This is a genomic window from Streptomyces sp. NPDC054834 (assembly GCF_053611185.1).
On sequence record NZ_JBSGZV010000003.1, the window covers coordinates 280,432 to 300,900 of the forward strand.

Below are 20,469 nucleotides of genomic sequence, written 5' to 3' on the forward strand. Positions count from 1 at the left end.
CGCACGCTCCTCACGGCAGCCGGGGCACGGTCAGCACCCGGCCCGGCCTGAGGTCGCGTGGATCGCTGATCCCGTTGGCCCGCGCCAGTTCCCGCCAGGCGTCGGGCCGCCGGTACAGCGCGGCGGAGATGGAGCTGAGGGTGTCGCCGCGGCGCACCACGTAGCTCTTCTCCACCGTGGGCGAGGAGCGCGGCGTCTCGGCGACCTGGACGGCGGCCGGGCGGAACTCCTTGAGGGAGAGGTCCAGCAGGGCCCGCAGCGGTACGCCGTCCGGCCGGAACAGCTGGTAGTTGACGTCCAGTTTCTCGACGACGCCGGTGAAGACCTCCTCGTCCCACACGAACCGGACGACGGGCGGCGCGTGTTCCCGGCTGTCGGGCCTGAGCAGGTTGCGCAGGGCGGCGACATACGCGGTGCGTACGTTCTCCAGGGTGTCGGAGGTGTCGACCAGCGCCTGCACGGTGAGCGTCTCCGTGCCGCCGCGTACGAACTGAAGGGGCGGTGTCTCCAGGCCGGGGATGGTGATCTCGGCGAAGGTGTTGCTCTTGCTCAGCTTGTAGTCGGTGGGGTTGAACCGCAGCGGGATACGGCGCTGCCGTTCGTCGGCGATGACCGGCCGGACGATCTCGAGGCGGGCCTGGGCGGCGCCCTGGCGGGCGAAGGAGACGGGCGTCACGCTCACGGCCGGTCCTCCCCGTCGCCGAAGCTGCGTTCGGCCCGGGTGTGCTGCGTGCGGGCGCACTCGGCCTCGTAGAGCTTCGCCCAGGCCTGGATGTGCTTGTTGAACAGCCGGGTGAACACGGCGCCGTCGTCGCCCTCCACCTGGAACCGGACTTCGAGGTTGTGAATGGTCACCTTCGGCACGCCGGTCACCTCCCTTGGCTCGGCCGCGACGGGGTGTCCGCGGCGGTGTCCTGGACGACTCTGGTCAGTCCCTCGTGCGCGATCTCCAGCGACTCGATCGCGATCGCGTTCTGTTCGGCGTGCAGGTCGGGGCCGCTCCACCTGGCGGCGAGCCCGCCGTGGAACGCCCAGGCCGCGCCGGGTGTCCCGTCCGGGGCGAGCACGATCACCGCGCCGTCGCGGCGGGCGCCCAGCGAGTCGGCGAGCCCGGCCTGGTACCACGCCCACAGACCGGCGTCGCGGACCACCCCGCGCTTGAGGGTGATCCGGTTCCACGAGTGCCGCAGCGGCAGTTGGTGGACGGAGTCGTTGCGGCCGCCCTCCGGATAGCTCGTCACCTCCAGCTGCGCGCCGAGCCCGGTGACCTCCTGGAACGCCCCGGAGGCGACCAGTGGCAGCAACAGCGCCTGGGCGGGCGGCAGATAGGCGTCTCCGGGGTCGAGCGTCACCAGGAAGCGATATTTGGGCAGCGGGTCCTGCATCATGCCTCGATCACCTCCAGGCCGCGGTCCTGGCCGAGCACGAGGCGCAGCCGGACGAACTCCATGGGGACGGCGGGGGCGACCTCGATCTCGCAGACCAGTTGCCCCGGGTCCTGTTCCGGCGGGTTGTTCGTGTCGTCGCACACCACCTGGAACGCCTGCTCGGGCCGTGCTCCGGCCAGGGCGCCCGCGCGGAAGGCGGCGAGGAGCACCGAGGTGACCGCGCGGACGAGGGTCAGCCGCAGCTCGGCCGAATTGAGGTCGAACACGAGCGGGCTCGCCACCCGCCGGATCGCGCGCACCAGCAGGTGCACCAGCCGGCGGTGGGCCACGTAGCGGGTGCGGGGTTCGGCGGACAGGGTGCGTCCACCCCACACCATCAGCCCCCGGCCCCGGGTGCACCGGATCAGGTCGACGCCCGCGTCGAACAGCCGGACCTGTTGGGGCTCCGGCAGGTCGGCCGCGAGGTCGACGGCCTCCAGGATCACGGCGCCCGCGGGCGTGTGGTGCGCTCCGCGCTCGCCGTCGAGCCGGGCGATCACACCCAGGACGTGACCGGACGCCGGGACGGTGCGCAGCCCGGGACCGTCGGGGGCGCGCAGCCCCGGGTGGTAGACGGCCGCGCAGCTCAGCAGTTCGCTGTCGCCGGTCGCGGTCAGTGACTCCACCCAGTCCACCGTGTCGTCCACGGAGGACAGCCCGGGCGGCACGTCCAGGGCGACGAGCCGGTCGAGCAGCGGGGACACGGTCCTCAGCAGTTCCAGGACGGCGTCCGTGTGCTCGGTCCCGGACAGGTCCGTGCCGAGGTCGGGCAGTGCCACCAGTGCCGGTTCCGGGAGTTCGGCCTGCGCGGTCACGGCGTCCGCGTACTCCTGCCGGGTCGGCGGGGCGTCGGTGCCGCCCGTGAGGGTCAGTTCCCAGGACATCGAGATCGGGCCGGTCGCCGCCGGGGGCGGCTCGGGTCCGTCGGGGAGCAGCCGGATGTAGCGGGACGCGGTCAGCCGGTCGGCCACCCCGGCGAGCGGCAGGCCGGGGAAGGACTCGGGGGTCTCGCCGGGCACCGTGATCCGCAGACTCACCGTGGGCGGTCCCGCTACCGTGCTGGCCTGGAAGCGGATGGCGACGCGTACGCCGTTGCCCCAGGCGCCCGGGCTGGTGGCGACCACCCGGTAGCGGGTGGCCGTGAGTCCGCTGAGGTCTCCGGCCGTCCACTGGGCCTCGGCGGCGGCGGCCGGCCCGGAGACCCGGAGCACCCAGGCGGTGCGGCCGCCGTTCTCGAAGAAGCCGCGCAGCGCGTACGGGGTGGCGAAGGCGCCGTCCGGCGGTCCGAAGGCGCCCACGACGTCGTTCCAGTTCTCCACGCGTACCGGGGAGCCGACCGGGCCGCGACGGAGCCGGCCGAGGAACGCCGCCACGTCCGTGCGCAGCGGTTCGGCGTCCGAGCCGCGCGGGGCGAACGTCAGGGATACGCCGGGAAGCGCTTCGCCGGCCATGTCAGGTCTGGATCTCCAGCTTCTCGACCGCCAGGACGAGCGTCTCCATGGCGATCTCGTTCTTGGTCGCGCTGAGCGTGGGGCCGGTGTACTTGGTCGGCCAGCCCCGGCTGAAGGTCCAGCGCATGGCGTCCTCGTGGTTCTCGTCCTCGAGCACGATCAGGCCGGAGGTGCGCCGCACCGTGCCCTGGAGCGCCTCGACCACCCAGTTCCAGAAGTCGACGTGGCCGGTGATGCCGCGCTTGAAGGTGAGGTTGGTGAACTTCTTCAGTCCCGGGATCTTGCGGACGGTGATGTCCTCGCTGCCGTTGCGGTACTCGATCGGCGGGATCTCCAGCTCCAGGCCGCTCACCTCGGTGAAGGAGCCGCTCACCGCGACACCGTCGTTGCTGACGTCGTTCACGGTGATCCTGAAGTTGTACGACGCGTAGGGATCGTCCCTCGTCGGCAAGGGTGGCATGGTGGCCCCTTCTCGGTCGGGTGCTCGGTCAGGTGCTCGGTCAGGTGCATCGGTCGGGCGGATCAGGCGAGTTGGGTCTCGCTGGTCTTCTGCTGGATCCGGAAGATCACGAATTCGGCCGGGAAGACCGGCGCGACGCCGATGACGCAGATGAGCCTGCCGTTGGCCAGGTCGTCCTCGGTCATCGTGGTGCGGTCGCAGGCGACGAAGAACGCTTCGGATGCGGTGGTTCCGGCGAGCGCGCCGCTGCGCCAGACCGTGGTGAGGAAGTCGGTGACCGTCTGGCGGACCACGGCCCACAGCGCCTCGTCGTTGGGCTCGAAGACCACCCACTGGGTGCCCTCGTCGATCGACTCCTCCAGGTAGAGGAAGAGCCGCCGGACGCTGACGTACTTCCAGGAGCTGTCCGAGGACAGGGTGCGCGCCCCCCACACCCGGTGGCCGAATCCGGGGAAGAACCGAAGCGCGTTGATCCCCTTGGGGTTCAGCAGGTCCTGGTGGCGCTTGGTGATGTCCTGCGCGATGCCGTCGGTCTGCCGGATGCCCCTGATGACCACGTTGGCGGGCGCCTTGTGCACGCCTCTTTCCACGTCGACCCGGGCGTAGATCCCGGCCATGTGGCCGGACGGCGGTACCTCGACGTCACGGTTGGTGGACGGGTCCCGGGTGACCAGCCAGGGGTAGTACAGCGCCGCGTACCTGGTGTCGAACGGCTCGCGGAACGCCTGGATGCCCTCCATGTCGAGTCCGTCGCGGGGGTCCAGGATCGCGAACCGGTCCTTGAGCGTCTCGCAGTGGGTGACCAGGGCCGACTCGACCGTGCCGGACCACATGCCGGGCACCGCGCAGACGGCCACCTCGTCGATGTCCTCCAGGGCGACGATGCCGGTGCGCCGGCCGCTGCCGCCGTCCGTGCCGACGAAGTCGGCGACGCTCAGGCTGTCGTACGCGTCGTCGCCGTCCGCCAGCGTCAGCCAGGAGCCGGTCGCGGGCACCGGGAACAGCGCGGGGTCGGTGGACAGGCCGACCAGTGCCGTGGCCCGGACCAGCTGCGACCGGCTCTCCAGAGCGGTGGTCACGTTGGCCGGGCTGTCGCCGGTGAGCCGCAGGTTGGGGAATGTCTCGGTGACCGACGCGCCACCCGGATCGGTGAACCGGGTGCCGACCTCGGCCTCGACCAGATGGATCCGGTCGCCCTCGAAGAACGTTCCCGGCACGTTCCGGTCGAAGGTCACCGTGTCTTCGGCGACCGACACCACGGTCAGTGCGGTCATGGTGGTGCCGTCGTCGAGCTGGGTGACCGCGCCCTCGTACAGCCGGCTCGCGCCGCCGACACGCAGGGTCGGATGTGCCGCGGTGTTGCCCCGGCGCACGCGGCGCACGGTGAGTCCGGTGTCCCAGGCCGCGTGCGTCGTGCCCGCCGGTAAGGTCAGCGTCACCTTGCCGTCGGCCGGCTGGCTCGCATGGACCTTGAACCGGCGGGGGCCGATCTGCACCCAGACCTCGGCGGGCAGCTCGTCGGGATCGAGCCCGCCGACCGCGGCCACCTCGACCGTCCCGCTGTCCTGAGGCGCGTCCGCGACCAGGCGCGTGATGAACAGCGCGCCCTCCTGCGGATCGGGCAGCACCGGCAGCGCGGCGCCGACCATCGGCTGGATCCGCACCTGGACGGCCCCGCCCCACGCTCCGGGGCTGACCGCCGACAGCCGCAGCGTCTTGTCGGTGCCGCGCTGCCCGATCTGGACGTAGTCCCCGCGGGCCGTCCTGACCTCGGCGGTCAGCTCCGTGTCCAGGGTGAGCCGGCGGTTGGTCATGTCGTAGCCGGAGACCACCGCGGTGTGGATGAGCTGCTGGTCGTCGCCCCGGTAGAGGTCGATGTGCTGGCCGGCGCCGGTGAAGCCGATCAGATGGCCGAGCTGGAGGCTGGTGGCGCCCCGCGCGGCGTCGGTGGCGACGGGGCTCACCAGGCCCCGCACCAGGGTGCCCGAGGCGGGTTCGGCGTCCGCTGCGGCGACCCGTTTCACGTACAGCCGCTGTCCGCCGTTGTCGAAGAAGCCCTTCACGGCCAGCGGGAACAGCCACCAGCGGCCGCCTTCGGCGGGGTTCTCGGCCCAGGCGTCACGGACTCCCGCCTCCGGCTCGGGCAGGAAGCCGCCGAAGACGGTCTGGAACTCCAGGAAGTTCGTGACCAGTTTGGGCTTGCCGGTGGACGGGCCGCGGGCGGTGACCCCGACCATGCCGGCCGTGCTCGTGCTCACCCCCGCGATCGGCCGTGGCCCCGCGTCGATCTCCTCGACGTAGACCCCGGGGCTCAGATACTCGGCCATGGATGGCTCCTTCACTGCTCACGGATCTCGATGACGTGTCGGCGCGAGGCGTCCTGGGGCAGGCGCACGGTCAGCTCCCCCGCCCGGCCCGGCCGTTCGACGGCCGCCAGCCGGAAGGTCTCCTCGGCGGGGTTGTCCGCGGCCTTCTCGCCCTCCCACCGCAGGGCGAGCCGGAAGGCGCCCGTGCCGTCGGCCAGGGTCCGTTCCTGCCACGGCGTCAGGTCGTCGCCGGTGTGCCCGGTGGCCTCGACGAGCGCGTTCGCGACCGGCGCCCCTGTGGCCGCGTCGACCACGACGCCGTGGACGGTGCGCACTCCCGGCGCGTAGGGATAGGAGACCGCCGGCAGCATCCGGACCAGCCGCGGTGCCGCCTCCACGGCCGGCGGATGGGTGTCGTCGTAGGCGTGCACGAGGAACTCGACGCCGACGAGGCCGGCCGCGAACGGCTGGTCGTCGGCCGGGTACAGCGGCAGGTAGCCGAGGGCCGCGAACAGGGCGCGGTGGCGCTCCGGCGGGACGGTCCACGGCTCGCTCCGCCTGCCCAGCCCCGGGAAGGCGAGGGCACCGCTGGGGGTGCGTACCGCCCTGTCGTCCAGTGCCAGCCAGCCGTCCGCGTCGTCGTACCGTTCGAGGCGGACCGCCACGCCCACTGCGCGCACCCGCCGGGCGTGGTCGTCGAACGGCACCAGCCAGACGGGGCTGCGGAGGGTCGACCGGGCCAGGGGCAGGAAGGCGCTCATGGCGTCGCCGTCCCCTCGATGGTCCGGCTCCGCACGGGCCGCACCGGTGTCTCGACGGCCGAGTCCAGGTTGACCACGCGAATCTCGTAGTTCAGCGACAGCCGGTAGGGCTTCTGGATCGCGTACCAGACCCAGGACTTCTGGTCGAGGGTCAGCGGTGTCAGCGTCAGGTGCAGCGAGTCGGTGCTGCCCGCCAGGCTGCCGGTCAGCTGTGCGCCGTCCAGGATCGCGTCGTCGTAGAAGGTCTGAAGGGCGCGTCCGAGCATGCGGTGCTGGGTCGCCTGGTCGCCGCCCCATGGAGTGATCAGGTACCGCAGCAGCAGGGCCATCGGCGGCTTGCGCGTGGTCGGTGGGCCGGGCGGCTGGGAGCGCACCGGGGGCCGGTTGCGCGAGGTGGGGTCCTCGGCGATCTCGTAGAGGAACACGGTGAGTTTGGGCGGCGGCGTCTGCACCGTCTCCGAGAGGTCGTTGAGTTCGGCGATCGGCGGTTCCACCTGGCTGAGCCCGCGCAGGGCCTGGGTGAGAGCGCTGACGATGCCCGACGAGACGTCGGCGATCACACCGAAGTCACCCACTCCAAGCCCCCTCGTCCCGGCCTGCGCTGAAGACGTACGCCGAAACAATGCAATGCCCCATGTGATCCGGCCGCGACGAACCCGTCGCACCGGCGTCACCGCGGTGTCCTCGCGGCCGGCGATGACGTCGGCGGACACGGACCGGCAACGCCGGGGTGACATCGGTGGGGAACACTCGGTCTCTCATGGAGACCCCTTCGACGCGGTCCGGCGTCCTCATACTGCGGGTGTGGGTGGAAGGCGGCGGGCCCGACGGCTTCCGCGCGCGCATCATCCAGGCGGTCGGCGGGCAGCAGGAGCCCCCCGCCGCGGCGAGCAGGACCACCGCCGTCCTCGACGCGGTGCGCCTCTGGCTCGAGGAGCTGCTTGAGCAGGACGGGTGACGTTTCCGCGACGCGGTGGTGATTCCTTTCCGACGCCTGTCACGCTAAGAAACGACCTGCGATCATGATTTGCTCGTACCATGGGCTTCGAGAATCCCTAGAGCCGCATAGAAGATCATGAAAGCCGACATCGGTACCGGGGGCGTCGATGAACGGACAAGCACACCGCATCACCTTGAGGTTGCTCAAGGGCTTTGCATTATCGGTTGACCATACACGCGTTCCGGTTTGCTCCAGTACGCAGCGACTCCTCGCTTTTCTGGCCCTGCAGGACATGCCGCGCTCACGCACCTACGTGGCCGGAATTCTCTGGCCGGACGTCACGGCCTCGCGTGCCAATGCAAACCTGAGATCGTCCCTCTGGAGGGCAACCCGCACGGGCCACCCCATCATCGAGGTATCGGTACGCGATCTGGCCATCGCCAAGCACATCGTCGTGGACCTGCACGAAGCGGTTGCACGCGCACACCGCATGCTCGATAAATCGCGCTCCTGTGAGGACATCCTCACAATGGAGACGCTGGCCGACTTGTCGGCGGACCTGCTTCCGGAATGGCCGGAACACGACTGGATGCTGATTGAACAGGAGCAATATCATCAGCTGCGGCTTTATGCCCTGGAAGCGATGACCGAACGACTGACGGCGGCACGACGTCATGGTGAAGCGGTCGCCGCCGGACTCACCGCGGTACGTACGGAACCCCTGCGGGAAAGCGCGCATCGCGTACTGGTGAAGGCGCATTTGGCGGCCGGAAACAGGGGCGCGGCACTACGTCAATATGAACAATGTCGCCGTATCTTGCGCGAGGAATTGGGACTCGAACCCTCGCCGTCACTGGGATCCCTGCTGCCGCCCCGCTGCGAAAACGGCGAACAGCCGCGGTTGCAGCCGACCGGCATCCAGTCCTGACCGGCCCCCGTCGCACCGCCGGGTACGCGATCAGCGCTCCGGGAGTTGGTCGTAGGTCTTGAACGTGTAGGTGGCGTCGTAGGTCATGAGGTTCCCGCCCGTCGCCGGCAGACCGAGCCTTCGGTTGAGGGACGCGGTCAAGGGGCCGCAGTGTTCGGCGGCAGGGGCGGAGAAGGTGTCGTCGTACGCGGAGAACTTGATCAGCGGCGGATCCTGGGAGAGCCATTCCGAAGGGCCCGACCGCTTCAGCTGGAAGTCGACGGGAGCGTCCGCCCCGATGGTGCAGCTGTGCCGCAACAGGGGGCTCAAGAGCCGGAAGCGCAGGCTGAACTGCCCGGTGTAGAAGTCGGATCGGCCGCCGTATGCCGGCTGTATCGCCAACCCCTCGGATATGGCGGTCGGCGTGGTGTGCATCGTCCCCCACACCTGCCCGTCGGTACCGTCCGGCAGAGGGCCCTCGGCGTGCGTCATGGCGATCGGGGCGAGGTTCACGGTGAGCTTGCCCATCGTCAACTTCGGTGCCGCACTGTGCACTTCGCATCGCCAGCGGGTCGGGTCCACACCGGGGGGCAGGGGCGGGCAGTCGCTGAAGTCGGCTGCCGAAAGGGTGGCGGTCGGCTCGGCGTGGGCGGTACCCGGTGTGTACGCGGCCGTGATGCCCACGAGTGCGGCGACGCCGGCGGCGGAGGCAGCGGTGCGGCGGGCGAATGAGAGGACGGGGCGGTCAGCAGTGGAGTTCGGCATGTCGATCATCCTGCCGTCCACCACTCACCGGCCACCATCGGTGACACCCCCGGCCCTACCCTGAGACGACCCTGACGCCTTGTCAGGGCGTCTGCCCACCACTACTCACGGCAGGGGTGTGCCGCCCGTCGCGTTGAGGACCTCCGCGGTGATGAAACTGGCCTGAGTTCGGGCGGGTGCTGCGTGGTGGGGTTTTGCTGGGCGTTGTGCTCATCCGTCACGGCGGCCTCCTGTCTCCCGGGCGTTCGGGAACAGGCGACCGGGTTCCCGGAATCGCTCCGGCGAAAGCATCCTCGGCCGGGTGCTCCGTCAGTGCTTCTTCCCGTGCTTGGGGGCGCTCGGCTCCTTGGGCTTCTTGGGCTTCTTGGCGTCCGACAGGGTCTTGTACTTCTTGGACGGGAATTGCGGCCCGGCTGCCGTCGCCGTCCCTCCGCCGTGGGCCTCGTCCGACCCCTGACGCGCGGAGGAGGGGTACGAGGAGGCGCCGGGGTTCTGCGCGGAACGCACGGCGGGTGTTCGCGGGGCGGGGTGTGTCGTGCCGTGTGCCGGTGCCGAGGGGGTGACGGACGGCCCGGTCGCCCGAGCCGTCGGTCCGTGGCCGTCGGCGCCCGAGGCGGTGCTGCCGTCGGAGCCGGGCAGGCCCACGATCGATCCCGTCAGGGTGACGCCGAGCAGTGTGGCCAGCGCGGCTGCCCCGGCCGTGGCCAGGTTCCGCCTGCCGTGCCGCCGGACGGCCGGGACCTGGCGCGGGGCCGCCACGGTCCGCAGCGGCTCGGGATCGGCGGAATACGCCGGGGCGTCCGCCCCGCCGGTGCCGTGCGCCCCGGCCGAGAGGATGGCCCTTGACCCGCTCAGCGCGGTCAGCGCCTCGGCGCACACGGCCGCATCGGGGCGGTCACGCGCCTCCTGGGCGGTCATGGCCCGCAACAGGCGGGACAGCTCAGCGTCGAGGGAGGCGGGGATCACCGGGGCGCGGTGCAGGCGGGCGATCGCCGCTTCCAGCGGGGCGCCGTCGTACTCCAGTCGTCCCTTGAGGCACTCCAGCAGGGTCAGGCCGAGGGCGTAGACGTCCGCGGCGGGCCCCACCTCGCGGCCCGTGACCTGCTCGGGAGCCAGGTACGCCGCGGTGCCCACCAGCGCCCCGTCGGGGGTGTGCGCGGTGGCGTCGATCAGCCGTGAGATGCCGAAGTCGGTCAGGTGGGGGGCGCCCGCCTCGTCCATGAGGATGTTGGACGGCTTGACGTCGCGATGCACCACCCCGGCGGCGTGCACGTGCGCGAGGGTCTCCGCCAGGGCGGCGCCGAGGGCGCACACATGGGCGCGGGGCAGCATGCCCGCGGCGATGCGGGTGCGCAGCGTCGAGCCCTTGAGGAGCTGCATGACCAGGAACGGTCGGCCCCTGTCCCGTCCGTAGTCGTGGACGGTGACGAGTCCGGGATACTCCAGCCGGGCCAGCAGCAGGGCCTCCTCGGCGAATCGTTCCTCCGTCTGCGCGTCGGTGCCGGCGCGGAACACCTTCACCGCGACCGGCCGCCTCAGCTGGAGATCGAGAGCCTCGTGGACATCGGCGGCACCGCCGCGCCCGAGCAGGGCGCCCAAGCGGTAGCGGCCGGCCAGCACCGCACCCCGGAGGGGCGATTCCGGCCCCGCGGACCATGGGCGTACAGGCATGTGCTCTCCCAAGACGGGCGTGCTGTGTTCCTGACCGGTTGTCCGGACGGAGATGTTCGCGTTCCCAGAACGGGTCACGTTATCCATTGCGGACGCTCCTCGACGCGAACGGAGAATCTCCGTCAGCCTGAGGGACGCTCACCCGCCAGGGCCGGACGGGGCCGGGGCCCCGCCGCGGTGCGGCGCTCGGGCCGCCAGGTCGCCACCAGCGCCGCCGCGAGCAGGAGTTCGGCGATGTCGCCGCCGTAGTACATGATCTCGGCGCCCTGCCGGACCTGGTCGACGGGCGCGTGGATGTCGATGAAGAACCCGCCGTACATCGCCTGCGCGATCAGGGCGTGCGCGGCCACGGCGACGCCCAGGTACACCAGCCGGGTCCGTACCCCGGGCCGGGCGGGCGCCGGGTCGGGGCCCGCGACGGCGTGGGCGAACAGGCAGCCGGCGGCCAGGAAGTGCCCCACCATCAACCAGTGCCAGGCCGGACGGCCCATCGCGTTGTCGTACAGCGGGGTGAAGTACAGCAGCCCCAGGGTGCCGGTGCTCAGCACCAGGGCCGCGGCGGGGTGCGCCGCCACCCGCGCCGGACGGCTGTGCAGCACCGCCGTCAGCCGGCGGGCCCGGGCCGGCGGCAGCGCGCGCAGCAGCAGGGTCACCGGTGCGCCCAGCACCAGCATCGGCGGCGCGTACATCCCGACGAGCATGTGCTGGGCCATGTGCGCGCGGAAGTCGGTGTGCGCGGCCGGGCCCAGCGGCGGCAGCAACGCGACCGCCGTCAGGGCCAGTCCCGCGAGGAACGATGCCGAGCGCGGGTGGGGCCAGCCCCGTGCGGGGTTGTGGCGACGCGCCCGGCGCACGGCGAGCAGGTAACCGACGGCGGCGGCGAGCAGGACCAGCACGGCCGGCACCGTGCCCGGCAGTCCGCCACCGGTGCCGCCGTGACGCATGTGCTCCATGCCGTCCATCAGGCACGGCCGCCGCGCCGCAGCAGCAGACCACCGGCCACCAGCAGTCCGCCCAGGAGGAGGAATCCGGCATCCCACCAGGCCTGGTACGGGCCGCCGTGCACATGGTGGATGCCCAGGATCTGGTGGTCGAGGAGACCCTCGACGAGGTTGAACAGTCCCCAGCCGGCCAGGATCCAGCCCCACAGCGCCCGCGACGCCCACACGGCCCGCCGGTCGCGGGTGACCCGCGCGTGCAGGATGCCCAGGCCGGCGATGACCGCGACCCAGCAGACCGTGTGGAAGATGCCGTCCCACACGGTGTTCATCTCCAGCCCCGACACCGAGTGGGGGTCGTAGTACTTCACCCCGATGTGATCGTGGTCGGTGCTGGTGAGCATGTGGTGCCACTGGAGGAGCTGGTGCAGCAGGATGCCGTCGAGGAAGCCGCCGAGACCCACTCCGAGGACGATCCCGGGCAGCCGCAGACCGTCCGGCGCACTCGCAGCCGACCGGGCCGTACCCGCCGTAGTGGTCATCTCCCGCACTCCTTCCCGCCGTACCCGAACCCGGACGTCCCGCACACGGATTCCCACGCCGCGCGCTTCCTCACACCCGACGCGGCGCCCGGCCGGTTCACAGCGGTTCACCGCGGGGCCGGAAGTGAGCTGTGGAACCGGCCGGCGCGCACAGCGCTATCGCGGGTCGTCGTACTCGCGTGAGACCACCTCGACGCGCCCGGTGGCGTGGTCGCAGCGCACGGTGTCCAGTGCCAGGGACTCCAGTTCGGCGATCGACGCGGCGTGCGTGACGGTGTTCAGCGCGAGCATGCCCACCTTGGGGTCGTCGTCGCCGAGCACCACGTCCTCGGCGAGCAGTGTCTCCATCAGCCGCTGCGCGGAGGCCGACGGAAGCTGCTCGTCGACGGCGATGTGCAGCATCAGGTGTTCGACGCCGGTGTCGGCCCACCGGGCCTGCGACACCCAGGCCGTGCGGACCGCGGGGAACTCCCGCACCCGGCGGGCCAGCGCGTCCCGGAAGGCGACCGCGACCGGGTGGGTGGACCAGGTGAGTACGACCTGCTCGCCGGCGGCCTGCCGACCGCGCCGGCCGAGGGTCCGGTGCAGCAACGGAGCCGGTACGCGGGCCCAGCCCTGCCCGGAGTGGAGCACCAGGGACGTGACCCCGGTCCGCTCGACGATGTCCAGCAGCCGCAGGGCATCGCAGTGGATCGCCGCGGCGGCCTCCGGCAGCCGCGCGGCGCAACACGCCTCGCTGGTGTAGCCGGGCAGGGCGGGAGTGCCGTCCTCGCCGCGGAAGAACAGCACCGAGCCGTTCTCACGGACCGGAACGAACACCCCGTGGTCGACGAGGGCGGCGAGCAGCTGCTCCGCCTCCGTCCCGGCGGCGTCACGGTCGAGTATGTCGGCGAGGATCACGTTGACAGTCACCTCCGAAGCCTAGACCGGCGGACCGCCGGTCCTCGCGCGTTGTTTCGCCTCGTGCGCCCGGCCAGCCCTTACGGTGCTCTAGAAGTGACGGAAGGTCAGAAATGGAGGGGAGGCACGAGAGGCCGTGGCCGAAACGGGCGGTGGAGCGGCCGGACGGAGCCGCGGGCGCCGGGCGGGCCGGGTGGTGCTGGGGAGCCGGCCGGCGCACTCCGTGCGGCTCCCGCCGCGTCTCCGCTCCGGCCCGGCGGCCCCCGGGGCGGCCGAGCGGACGGTGCCGTCCCTGCGCGTCGCCGCGGCCTACGCCTGGCGCCTCATCGTGGTCGGCATCGTCGTCTACGGTGTCTTCACCATCCTCGGCCGCTTCCAGCTCATCGCCGTGGCCCTGTTCCTCGCACTCATCGTCACCTCGGTCCTCCGCCCCGTCGCCGACCTGCTGGGCCGCGTGCTCCCCCGGCCCCTGAGCGTCGCCGTCGTCCTCGTCGGCAGTCTGCTGCTCCTGCTCGGTCTGCTGGCCCTGGTCGGCAACGCGGTGGCGGGCGAGTCGGCGAAGCTGGCGGGTGAGTTCCAGGGCGGCGTCCACCGGGTCGAGCTGTGGCTGCGGCGTCCGCCGTTCCGGATCAGTCCCGGCAAGCTCTCCGACCTCCAGGGCCAGCTGATGGACTACCTCGACGCGCACCGTTCGAAACTGCTCAGCCGTGCCGTCAGCGGTGTCGGCCGGGTCGTCGAACTGGCCGCCGGAGGGGTGCTCGCGCTGTTCTCCTCCCTCTTCTTCATCCATTCCGGCGAGAACCTGTGGGCGTGGGCGCGCGACCAGCTGCTGCCCAGCAGTGCCCGCGCGGGGTGGGACCGGGCGGGACGCGCGGCCTGGCGGACGTTCGCCGGGTACACCCGGGGCATCATCATCGTGGCCGCCACCAACGCCGTGCTCGTCGGTGTCGTCCTGCTCGTCCTGCGGGTACCGCTCGCGCTGCCGCTGACCCTGCTGGAGTTCTTCGCCGCGTTCGTGCCGCTGGTGGGCTCACCGGTCGCGCTCGGCGTGGCCACGGTGGTCGCCCTCGCCGGGCGCGGCCCCCTCACCGCCCTCGCCGTCCTCGCGCTCATCGTCGTCATCGGCCAGCTCGAGGGACATGTGCTGCACCCCCTCGTGCTGAGCTGGGCGGTCCGTCTCCACCCCCTCGTCGTCGCCGTGTCGGTCATCGCGGGCAGCATCGTCGCAGGTGTGACCGGCGCCGTCGTGGCCGTCCCGTTCGTCTCGGTCGCCTGGTCGGTGCTGCGCGCCCTGCGGACGGCGCCGGCATAGGGACTTTTCGGTCGCCGCAGAAGGGGCACGCGTCCGGGGCACGTACCCGAGCGGAGGAACGGTGCCGCCATGGCCGAGTACGAACGTTCACGCACGATGCCCGCACAGCCCGACCAGATCTTCGACCGGGCCGCCGATGTCGGCCGGCTCGACGCCTGGCTGCCGGACGCCCTGCACGTACGCCCCGAGGAACCGCCCGCCGTCACCGTGCACGAGGACCGCTCCGACGAGGACACCTCGGCACTGCTGCGCACCGAGCGCGACCAGATGCGCATCGAGTGGGGCACCCGCGCGCAGGGCAGCTACGCCGGCTGGCTCCAGGTCGCCGGTATCGGCAGCGGAGCCAGTGAGGTGACCGTCCATCTGTCGTTCTTCGAGGCAGGCCACGACCCCGGCGAGCGCGCGGCCTGCGAAGCCCTCGACCGCAGTCTGGAACGGCTGGAGGAGCAGGTGCGGGCCGGCTAGCGGGTCCGGGCCACCAGGAGGGCGACGTCGTCGTGGTCGTCGGGGTGGCGCAGGCCGTACAGCAGCAGGTCACAGGTCTCCTCCAGGGGCCGGTGGGGCTCCTGGAGGAAGCTGAGGAGCATGTTCAGGCGGTCGTCGATGGGGTGATGGCGGGTCTCGACGAGACCGTCGGTGTAGAGGACGAGCAGGTCGCCGGGTTCGAGGCGGGTCGTCGTGGTCTCGAAGACGATCCCGCCGACGCCGAGAGGCGCTCCGGCGGGCAGGTCGAGCAGCCTGGGGGCCTGGCCGGGGCGGGCCAGCGCCGGGGGCATGTGTCCGGCGTTCGCGAGGTGGCAGTCCCGCGTCCGGGGGTCGTACACGGCGTAGATACACGTGACGATGTAGTGCTCCAGATCGCAGGTGATCTTGTCGAGGTGCTGGAGCACCGCCTCCGGAGCCAGGTCGAGGTCGGCGTAGGCACAGGTGGCCGTGCGCAGCCGGCCCATCGTGGCGGCCGCGTCGATGCCGTTGCCCATCACGTCGCCCACGACCAGCGCGGTCTTGTCGTCGGCCAGCGGGATCACGTCGTACCAGTCACCGCCGACCTCGCTGGTGGCCTGGGCGGGCTGGTAGCGGGAGGCGACCTCCAGCCCGGTGTGGTGCGGCGGATGGTCGGGCAGCAGGCTGCGCTGGAGGGTCAGGGCGGTGTTGCGCACGCTCTGGAACCAGCGGGCGTTGTCGATGGCGATGGCGGCACGGCTGGCGAGCTCACTGGCCAGGACGACGTCGTCGTCGTCGAACGGGAGCGGGTTGCGGGTGCGTTTGAGGTCGAGGGCGCCGAGCACCTCGCCGTGGGCGATCAGCGGCACGGCGAGATAGGAGTGGACGCCGGCCCGGGCCAGGAGCGTGACGGCCTCGGCATCGCGTGCGATGCGCGGCAGGTCGTGCGCTCCCACATGCCGCACCAGAACGGGTCGGGCCGTGTGGACGCACAGGGTCACCAGGCGGTCCCCGTCGTAGGCGGCCAGGTCGCCGGGAGGGTCGGCGGCGCGCAGGGCCACGGTGGGGTGGGACGCCCGGAGGGCGAGCGCGCGGAAGAGTTCCGGGCCGCCTGCCGGTTTGCTGGTGCGGCGGTAGGCCAGCGCCTCGTCCAGGACGTCCACGGCGACCACGTCGGCCAGATCGGGGATGGCTATGTCGGCCAGCTCGTGGGCGGTCTCCTCGACCTCCAGCGTGGTGCCGACACGGGTCGAGGCGTCGGCGATGAGCGCCAGACGACGCCGGGCCCGGTCGGCCTCGAGGGCCGCGCGGTGCCGCTCGGTGACGTCGACGACCGAGGCGGCCGCGCCCAGGGTCCGCCCGCCGGGGTCCTCCAGGCGGTAGAAGGACAGGGACCAGGCGTGGTCCTCGTCGGGGTCGGTCGGGGGACGGCCCACGTGGTACTGGTCGAGCAGCGGGGTGCCGGTGGTGAGCACCTGGCGCAGCGCGGACTCGATCGTCCCCACGTCGGAGAAGGGCAGGGTCTCGCGCAGCCGGCGCCCGACGTGGTCCCCGGCGGGTATCCCGTCGATGCGCGCCAGTGCGGGATTGACCAGCAGGTAGCGCAGTTCGGGGTCCAGCAGGGCCAGGCCGATCGGGGACTGTCTGATCAGCCGGTCGCACAGCGCCAGGTCGGTCTCGACGCGTTGTAGCAGGGTGTGGTCGGCCGCGATGCCGAGGGCGAAGACCTCGCCGACGTCGTCGAGCAGCCGCATGGTGCGGAACTCCATCAGACGGCTGCTGCCGTCCTTGTGCTGCACGGGGAAGGCGCCCGCCCAGCTCCGGCCGGTCTCCAGCACGTCCGCGAACAGACTCAGGACGGACTTCAGGTGTTCCGGGCCGATCAGCAGCCGCGCGGCGTACTCACCCAGCGCCTCGTCCGCGGTGTAGCCGAACAGGTCCTCCGCCTGCGGGGTCCAGAACACGATGCGCCCGTCGGTGTCCAGCACCACCGCGGCCACGCTCAGCACGTCCAGCAACCCGGTCGGCCGGGGTGCCTCGGGGACGGAGACGTCACGGCCGGCCTGGGGGGATTCGGCTGTCATCCCAGGCCCTCCCTTCCGCCGGGTCGGCATCCGGCCAGGTCATCTGCCGTCGGGCAGTTGTTGCTCTGTCCAGATCGTCTTGCCCTCCGATGTGTGGCGGGTGCCCCAGCGCTGGGCGATCTGAGCGACCAGGAACAGGCCCCGGCCTCCCTCGTCGGTGATGCGCGCCCCGCGCAGGTGCGGGGAGGTGTGGCTGGCGTCCGAGACCTCGCAGATCAGGGCGCGCTCGTGGATGAGCCGCAGCCTGATCGGCCCGTACGCGTGCTTGATGGCGTTGGTCACCAGTTCGCTCACGATCAGCTCCGTGGTGAACGCCACCTCGTCGAGGCCCCACTGGGCGAGCTGGCGGGCGGCGTTGTTCCGGGCCACGTGCACCGCCGAAGGGTCCGCGGGCACGTCCCAGGAGGCGACGCGGTCGGGGCTGAGCGCGTGGGTCCGCGCGATGAGGAAGGCGACGTCGTCGCGCGGGCGTTCCGGCAGCAGGGTGCGGACCATGATGTCGCACAGTTCCTCGAGCGGCCGGTCGGGGTGGGCCAGGGTGAAGCACAGGCGCTCCATCCCCACGTCGACATCCCGGTCCGAGGCCTCGATCAGCCCGTCGGTGTAGAGCGCGATGATGCTCCCCTCCTCCACCGTGATCTCGGCCGACTCGAACGGGAGGCCGCCGAGTCCCAGGGGCGGCCCGGCGGGGATGTCGGGGAACTCGACCGGCTCGCTCAGGTGGGCGATCGCCGGGCTGGGGTGCCCGGCGCGAGCCACCACGATGGTGCGGGTGACCGGGTCGTAGACGGCGTACACACAGGTCGCGCCGACGACGAGCGGGCCCTGCGCGGAGGCTTCGGCTTCGTCCGACAGGCGCACGACCAGGTCGTCGACGTGGGTCAGCAGCTCGTCCGGGGGCAGGTCCAGATCGGCCAGTGTCTGGACGGCGGCCCGCAGCCGCCCCATGCTGGCCGCGGCGTGCAGCCCGTGGCCGATCACGTCTCCCACGACGAGCGCGACCCTGGCGCCGGAGAGCGGGATGACGTCGAACCAGTCGCCGCCCACCCCGGCCTCGGTGTCGGCGGGCAGATAGCGGTAGGCGAGCTCGACCGCATTGTGCCGCGGCAGATCGGGCGGCAGCAGGCTGGTCTGGAGGGTGAGCGCGGCCTGGTGCTGCCTGGCGAAACGGCGGGCGTTGTCGACGCACACGGCGGCCCGCGCCACCAGTTCCTCGACGAGGAGCAGATCGTCCTCGTCGAACGGGTCGGGGTTCTTCCAGCGCAGCAGGGTCACCACTCCCATGGTGATTCCGCGGGCCCGCAGCGGGACGACCAGGTGCGTGTGCACGCCGAGCCGGAGGAGTTTCGTCCACCGCTGGGAGTCGTCGACCAGCCACGTTGTGGCGGCGCTGACGACTTCGCGGATGGGCTTCCCGGTGGCCAGGCAGCGTTCCTGCGGGGACCGGGCCGGGTAGCGGGTGGCGGCACCGACCTGCACGACCACTTCGGGATGGTCCTCCTGGATCGACAGGTGGGCGGCCCGGTGCAGCGTCGCCTTGCCGTGCCCGGGTCCTCTGGGCCGCTCCCCCTGCGTTCGTCCTTCCAGCCGTACTTCGTCCAGGAGGTCGATCGCCACGAAGTCGGCGATGCGCGGCACCGCGACCTCCGCCAGCTCCTGTACCGTCCGGTCGAGGTCCAGGGTGGTCCCGATGTGTTCGCTGGCCTCGTTCAGCAGGGTCAGCCGGTCGCGTGCCGTGTCCTGGCCGGTGGCGTGGAGGGCGACGAGGCAGATGCCCAGTGTCTCGCCCTCGGCGTCCCGCACGGGAAAGAAGGAACGCAGCCTGAAGTTCCGTCCCCCGGTCCGGCGGGCCATGTCGTGGCGGGGCGGCGCGTGGTCCAGGGTCACCTGGGGCTGCCCGGTGATGAGCGCGCGCCTGGCGTGACGGTTGCCGAGGAACGCCGACTCACCGGCGCCGGTGATGGTTCCGGGCGAATCGGCGTCGTCCGGCCGGTCCCCCTCCATCTCGGCCAGCGCGCGGTTGGCCCATTTCCAGCGCAGTTCGGTGTCCAGCACGGCGATTCCGAGGGGGGACCGCACGAGCAGACCGCGCGCGACCGCGTCGAAGAACTCGTACTCCAGCCGGTCGTTGACGTCGCAGGCGACGACGAGCCAGCCGTGGTGGCCGTCGGCGCCGACGAGGGGGCACATGCGGATCGAGAGGTCGACGGCGTGACCGGCCCGGTGCCGGGCGGCGAGGACGCCGGTCCAGCCGCGGTCCGTGCGCCGCAGCCGGGAGACGGCGGCGGCGAGGTTCCCGTCCGCCGTGACGGATGCCACGGGGTGTCCGACCACGTCACGGGCCGGGTAGCCGATCAGGCGCTCGGCGCCCGGGCTCCAGGAGACGATCAGCTGATCGGCATCGGTGACCACCACGGCCGCGGACTCGATGTCGAACGGGTCGGCCGGATCTGCACTGCCGAGAGCGCCGTTGACACCCATATGCACGTCCCATCACAGGGCCGGGCCCCCACGAGCCCATTGTCGCACCGAGGGTCGGGCCACGCCGCGCCGGTGCACGCCCTCGGGTGGTGGATGTCAGGTTCACACAGGCGTGACCAGGCGGCATGTCTCTCCGGGCCGAACCCGGACGGCCCGGCCGGTCTGCTGGACGTCGATCGGGGAGCGGTCCGACGGTGGCACCGGGTCGAGCCAGAGCGTCCCCTCGCGGGTCTCCGGTCCGGTCAGCCCGCGCTGCACGAGGTCGAGGGTGCCGGCCATGGCGCCCAGGCGTATCCCCTCGCCGGTGGTGCCGCCCTGGAGCTCCGCGATGTCGCCGCGGAGGGCCTCCTCACAGTACGTCCACGCGTCGGTGCGCCGGGCCCGGGCGAGGGGGAGCCAGTTGGGGAGGTGGACGATGTCTGCGACTCCCTGACCGGCTCGTCGGCGGGGTCGTGACCGACTACTCCCACACCCGTTCCGTCATGGCGGCGGTCTCCCTCCGGCTGGCGAGGTCACGCGGGGCCGGGCAGCGTGGACGTAGGGACAACGACTGCTGAGCGAGGTGGCCATGGAACGCCCTGAGGCGGTACCCCGGGTGGTGGTGGGCGTGGACGGTTCCCCGTCGTCGTATGCGGCGCTGCGCTGGGCGGTGCGGTACGCGCAGACCGTCGGCGGCGTCGTGGAAGCGGTCCTCGCCTGGGACACGCCGTCGGACGTCGGCTGGAGCGGGCCCGCGATCGATCCCGACTTCGACCTGCAACAGGCCCGGGAGCGATTCGCAGATGAGCTGCGCACCGTCTTCCCGGACGGGCGCCCCGCCGGCCTGGAGGAACACCTGGTGGAGGGCAACCCCTCCGAGGTGCTGATCCGCGCCTCGGAGGATGCGGCGGTCCTCGTCGTGGGCCGCCGTGGACGGGGCGGTTTCACCCGGACGATGCTGGGTTCGGTCACCCATCGCTGTGCCCAGCACGCGGTCTGCCCGGTCATCGTGGTCCCCCCGGGCCGGGGCGCCGGGCAGTGATCCGTACACCGATGCCGCCGGCGGCCCCGGCCGGGAGACGGACGAGGCGGAAAGGACCA

General features: G+C 71.8%; 20 protein-coding genes and 2 pseudogenes. 5 read left to right on the plus strand and 17 right to left on the minus strand.

What is annotated here, in order from left to right:
* Positions 1–10: 10 nt before the first annotated feature.
* The 8 genes from ACWGJM_RS06265 to ACWGJM_RS06300 all read right to left on the minus strand — a co-directional run bounded on the left by ACWGJM_RS06265 (position 11) and on the right by ACWGJM_RS06300 (position 6,980).
* The gene (locus tag ACWGJM_RS06265; RefSeq protein ID WP_453410489.1) at positions 11–682 is read right to left on the minus strand and encodes a CIS tube protein; all 672 of its coding nucleotides are present in this window, start codon (positions 680–682) and stop codon (positions 11–13) included.
* Positions 679–864: a putative phage tail protein gene (locus ACWGJM_RS06270; protein ID WP_453410490.1), complete on the minus strand. Its 186-nt coding sequence runs from the start codon at positions 862–864 to the stop codon at positions 679–681. The genes ACWGJM_RS06265 and ACWGJM_RS06270 overlap by 4 nt, the downstream gene beginning before the upstream one ends.
* Positions 865–869: 5 nt before the next feature.
* Positions 870–1,388 (minus strand): phage tail protein, encoded by a 519-nt coding sequence (locus tag ACWGJM_RS06275; RefSeq protein WP_453410491.1) that lies wholly within the window; start codon positions 1,386–1,388, stop codon positions 870–872.
* A complete protein-coding gene (locus ACWGJM_RS06280) occupies positions 1,385–2,878 on the minus strand; it encodes a phage tail sheath subtilisin-like domain-containing protein (protein WP_453410492.1) in 1,494 nt (497 codons plus the stop codon). The genes ACWGJM_RS06275 and ACWGJM_RS06280 overlap by 4 nt, the downstream gene beginning before the upstream one ends.
* 1 nt (position 2,879) lies before the next feature.
* Positions 2,880–3,338, minus strand: coding sequence for a phage tail protein (locus tag ACWGJM_RS06285; RefSeq protein WP_453410493.1), 459 nt, complete (start codon positions 3,336–3,338; stop codon positions 2,880–2,882).
* A 62-nt stretch (positions 3,339–3,400) separates the two neighbouring features.
* Positions 3,401–5,665, minus strand: a complete 2,265-nt coding sequence (locus ACWGJM_RS06290; RefSeq protein ID WP_453410494.1) for a phage tail sheath family protein — start codon at positions 5,663–5,665, stop codon at positions 3,401–3,403.
* Between the two features lie 11 nt (positions 5,666–5,676).
* Positions 5,677–6,405: a carboxypeptidase-like regulatory domain-containing protein gene (locus ACWGJM_RS06295; protein ID WP_453410495.1), complete on the minus strand. Its 729-nt coding sequence runs from the start codon at positions 6,403–6,405 to the stop codon at positions 5,677–5,679.
* Positions 6,402–6,980, minus strand: a complete 579-nt coding sequence (locus ACWGJM_RS06300) for a DUF4255 domain-containing protein (RefSeq protein WP_361445046.1) — start codon at positions 6,978–6,980, stop codon at positions 6,402–6,404. Before ACWGJM_RS06300 ends, ACWGJM_RS06295 begins: the two co-directional genes overlap by 4 nt.
* A 185-nt stretch (positions 6,981–7,165) precedes the next feature.
* Here ACWGJM_RS06300 and ACWGJM_RS06305 point away from each other — a divergent pair, with 185 nt between their 5' ends.
* Together ACWGJM_RS06305 and ACWGJM_RS06310 are read left to right on the plus strand one after the other, a co-directional pair.
* Positions 7,166–7,363: a hypothetical protein gene (locus ACWGJM_RS06305; protein WP_453410496.1), complete on the plus strand. Its 198-nt coding sequence runs from the start codon at positions 7,166–7,168 to the stop codon at positions 7,361–7,363.
* A 148-nt stretch (positions 7,364–7,511) separates the two neighbouring features.
* Positions 7,512–8,273: an AfsR/SARP family transcriptional regulator gene (locus tag ACWGJM_RS06310; RefSeq protein ID WP_453410497.1), complete on the plus strand. Its 762-nt coding sequence runs from the start codon at positions 7,512–7,514 to the stop codon at positions 8,271–8,273.
* 30 nt (positions 8,274–8,303) lie between these two features.
* Here the strand turns inward: ACWGJM_RS06310 and ACWGJM_RS06315 are convergent, their stop codons facing one another.
* The 6 genes and pseudogenes from ACWGJM_RS06315 to ACWGJM_RS06340 form a co-directional block, all read right to left on the minus strand.
* The gene (locus tag ACWGJM_RS06315; protein WP_453410498.1) at positions 8,304–9,017 is read right to left on the minus strand and encodes a hypothetical protein; all 714 of its coding nucleotides are present in this window, start codon (positions 9,015–9,017) and stop codon (positions 8,304–8,306) included.
* Between the two features lie 105 nt (positions 9,018–9,122).
* A pseudogene (locus tag ACWGJM_RS06320) lies at positions 9,123–9,221 on the minus strand (NAD(P)-dependent dehydrogenase); the annotation flags it as partial.
* Between the two features lie 105 nt (positions 9,222–9,326).
* Positions 9,327–10,688, minus strand: coding sequence for a serine/threonine-protein kinase (locus ACWGJM_RS06325; protein ID WP_453410499.1), 1,362 nt, complete (start codon positions 10,686–10,688; stop codon positions 9,327–9,329).
* Positions 10,689–10,810: 122 nt separating this feature from the next.
* Positions 10,811–11,650, minus strand: a complete 840-nt coding sequence (locus ACWGJM_RS06330) for a cytochrome c oxidase assembly protein (protein WP_453410500.1) — start codon at positions 11,648–11,650, stop codon at positions 10,811–10,813.
* Positions 11,650–12,168 carry a DUF2243 domain-containing protein gene (locus ACWGJM_RS06335; protein ID WP_453410501.1) on the minus strand — a complete coding sequence of 173 codons (519 nt, stop codon included), beginning with the start codon at positions 12,166–12,168 and terminating at the stop codon, positions 11,650–11,652. The genes ACWGJM_RS06330 and ACWGJM_RS06335 overlap by 1 nt, the downstream gene beginning before the upstream one ends.
* 156 nt (positions 12,169–12,324) lie before the next feature.
* On the minus strand, positions 12,325–13,080 hold the full coding sequence (locus ACWGJM_RS06340) for a hypothetical protein (protein WP_453410502.1): 756 nt from the start codon (positions 13,078–13,080) through the stop codon (positions 12,325–12,327).
* 124 nt (positions 13,081–13,204) lie between these two features.
* On the opposite strand from ACWGJM_RS06340, the gene ACWGJM_RS06345 reads away from it, so the two are divergent.
* Entirely contained in the window at positions 13,205–14,380 is a 1,176-nt protein-coding gene (locus ACWGJM_RS06345; protein WP_453410503.1) for an AI-2E family transporter, read from the plus strand.
* Positions 14,381–14,449: 69 nt separating this feature from the next.
* The gene (locus ACWGJM_RS06350; protein ID WP_453410504.1) at positions 14,450–14,845 is read left to right on the plus strand and encodes an SRPBCC family protein; all 396 of its coding nucleotides are present in this window, start codon (positions 14,450–14,452) and stop codon (positions 14,843–14,845) included.
* Here ACWGJM_RS06350 and ACWGJM_RS06355 read toward each other — a convergent pair.
* The 3 genes and pseudogenes from ACWGJM_RS06355 to ACWGJM_RS06365 form a co-directional block, all read right to left on the minus strand.
* The gene (locus tag ACWGJM_RS06355; RefSeq protein ID WP_453410505.1) at positions 14,842–16,908 is read right to left on the minus strand and encodes a SpoIIE family protein phosphatase; all 2,067 of its coding nucleotides are present in this window, start codon (positions 16,906–16,908) and stop codon (positions 14,842–14,844) included. The two genes, ACWGJM_RS06350 and ACWGJM_RS06355, sit on opposite strands and share 4 nt — an antisense overlap.
* Before the next feature lie 39 nt (positions 16,909–16,947).
* Entirely contained in the window at positions 16,948–19,389 is a 2,442-nt protein-coding gene (locus ACWGJM_RS06360) for a SpoIIE family protein phosphatase (protein WP_453410506.1), read from the minus strand.
* Positions 19,390–19,491: 102 nt separating this feature from the next.
* A pseudogene (locus ACWGJM_RS06365) lies at positions 19,492–19,779 on the minus strand (glycoside hydrolase family 65 protein); the annotation flags it as partial.
* 178 nt (positions 19,780–19,957) lie between these two features.
* Between ACWGJM_RS06365 and ACWGJM_RS06370 the strand changes: the two are divergent.
* Positions 19,958–20,410 carry a universal stress protein gene (locus ACWGJM_RS06370; RefSeq protein ID WP_453410507.1) on the plus strand — a complete coding sequence of 151 codons (453 nt, stop codon included), beginning with the start codon at positions 19,958–19,960 and terminating at the stop codon, positions 20,408–20,410.
* Positions 20,411–20,469: the final 59 nt, after the last annotated feature.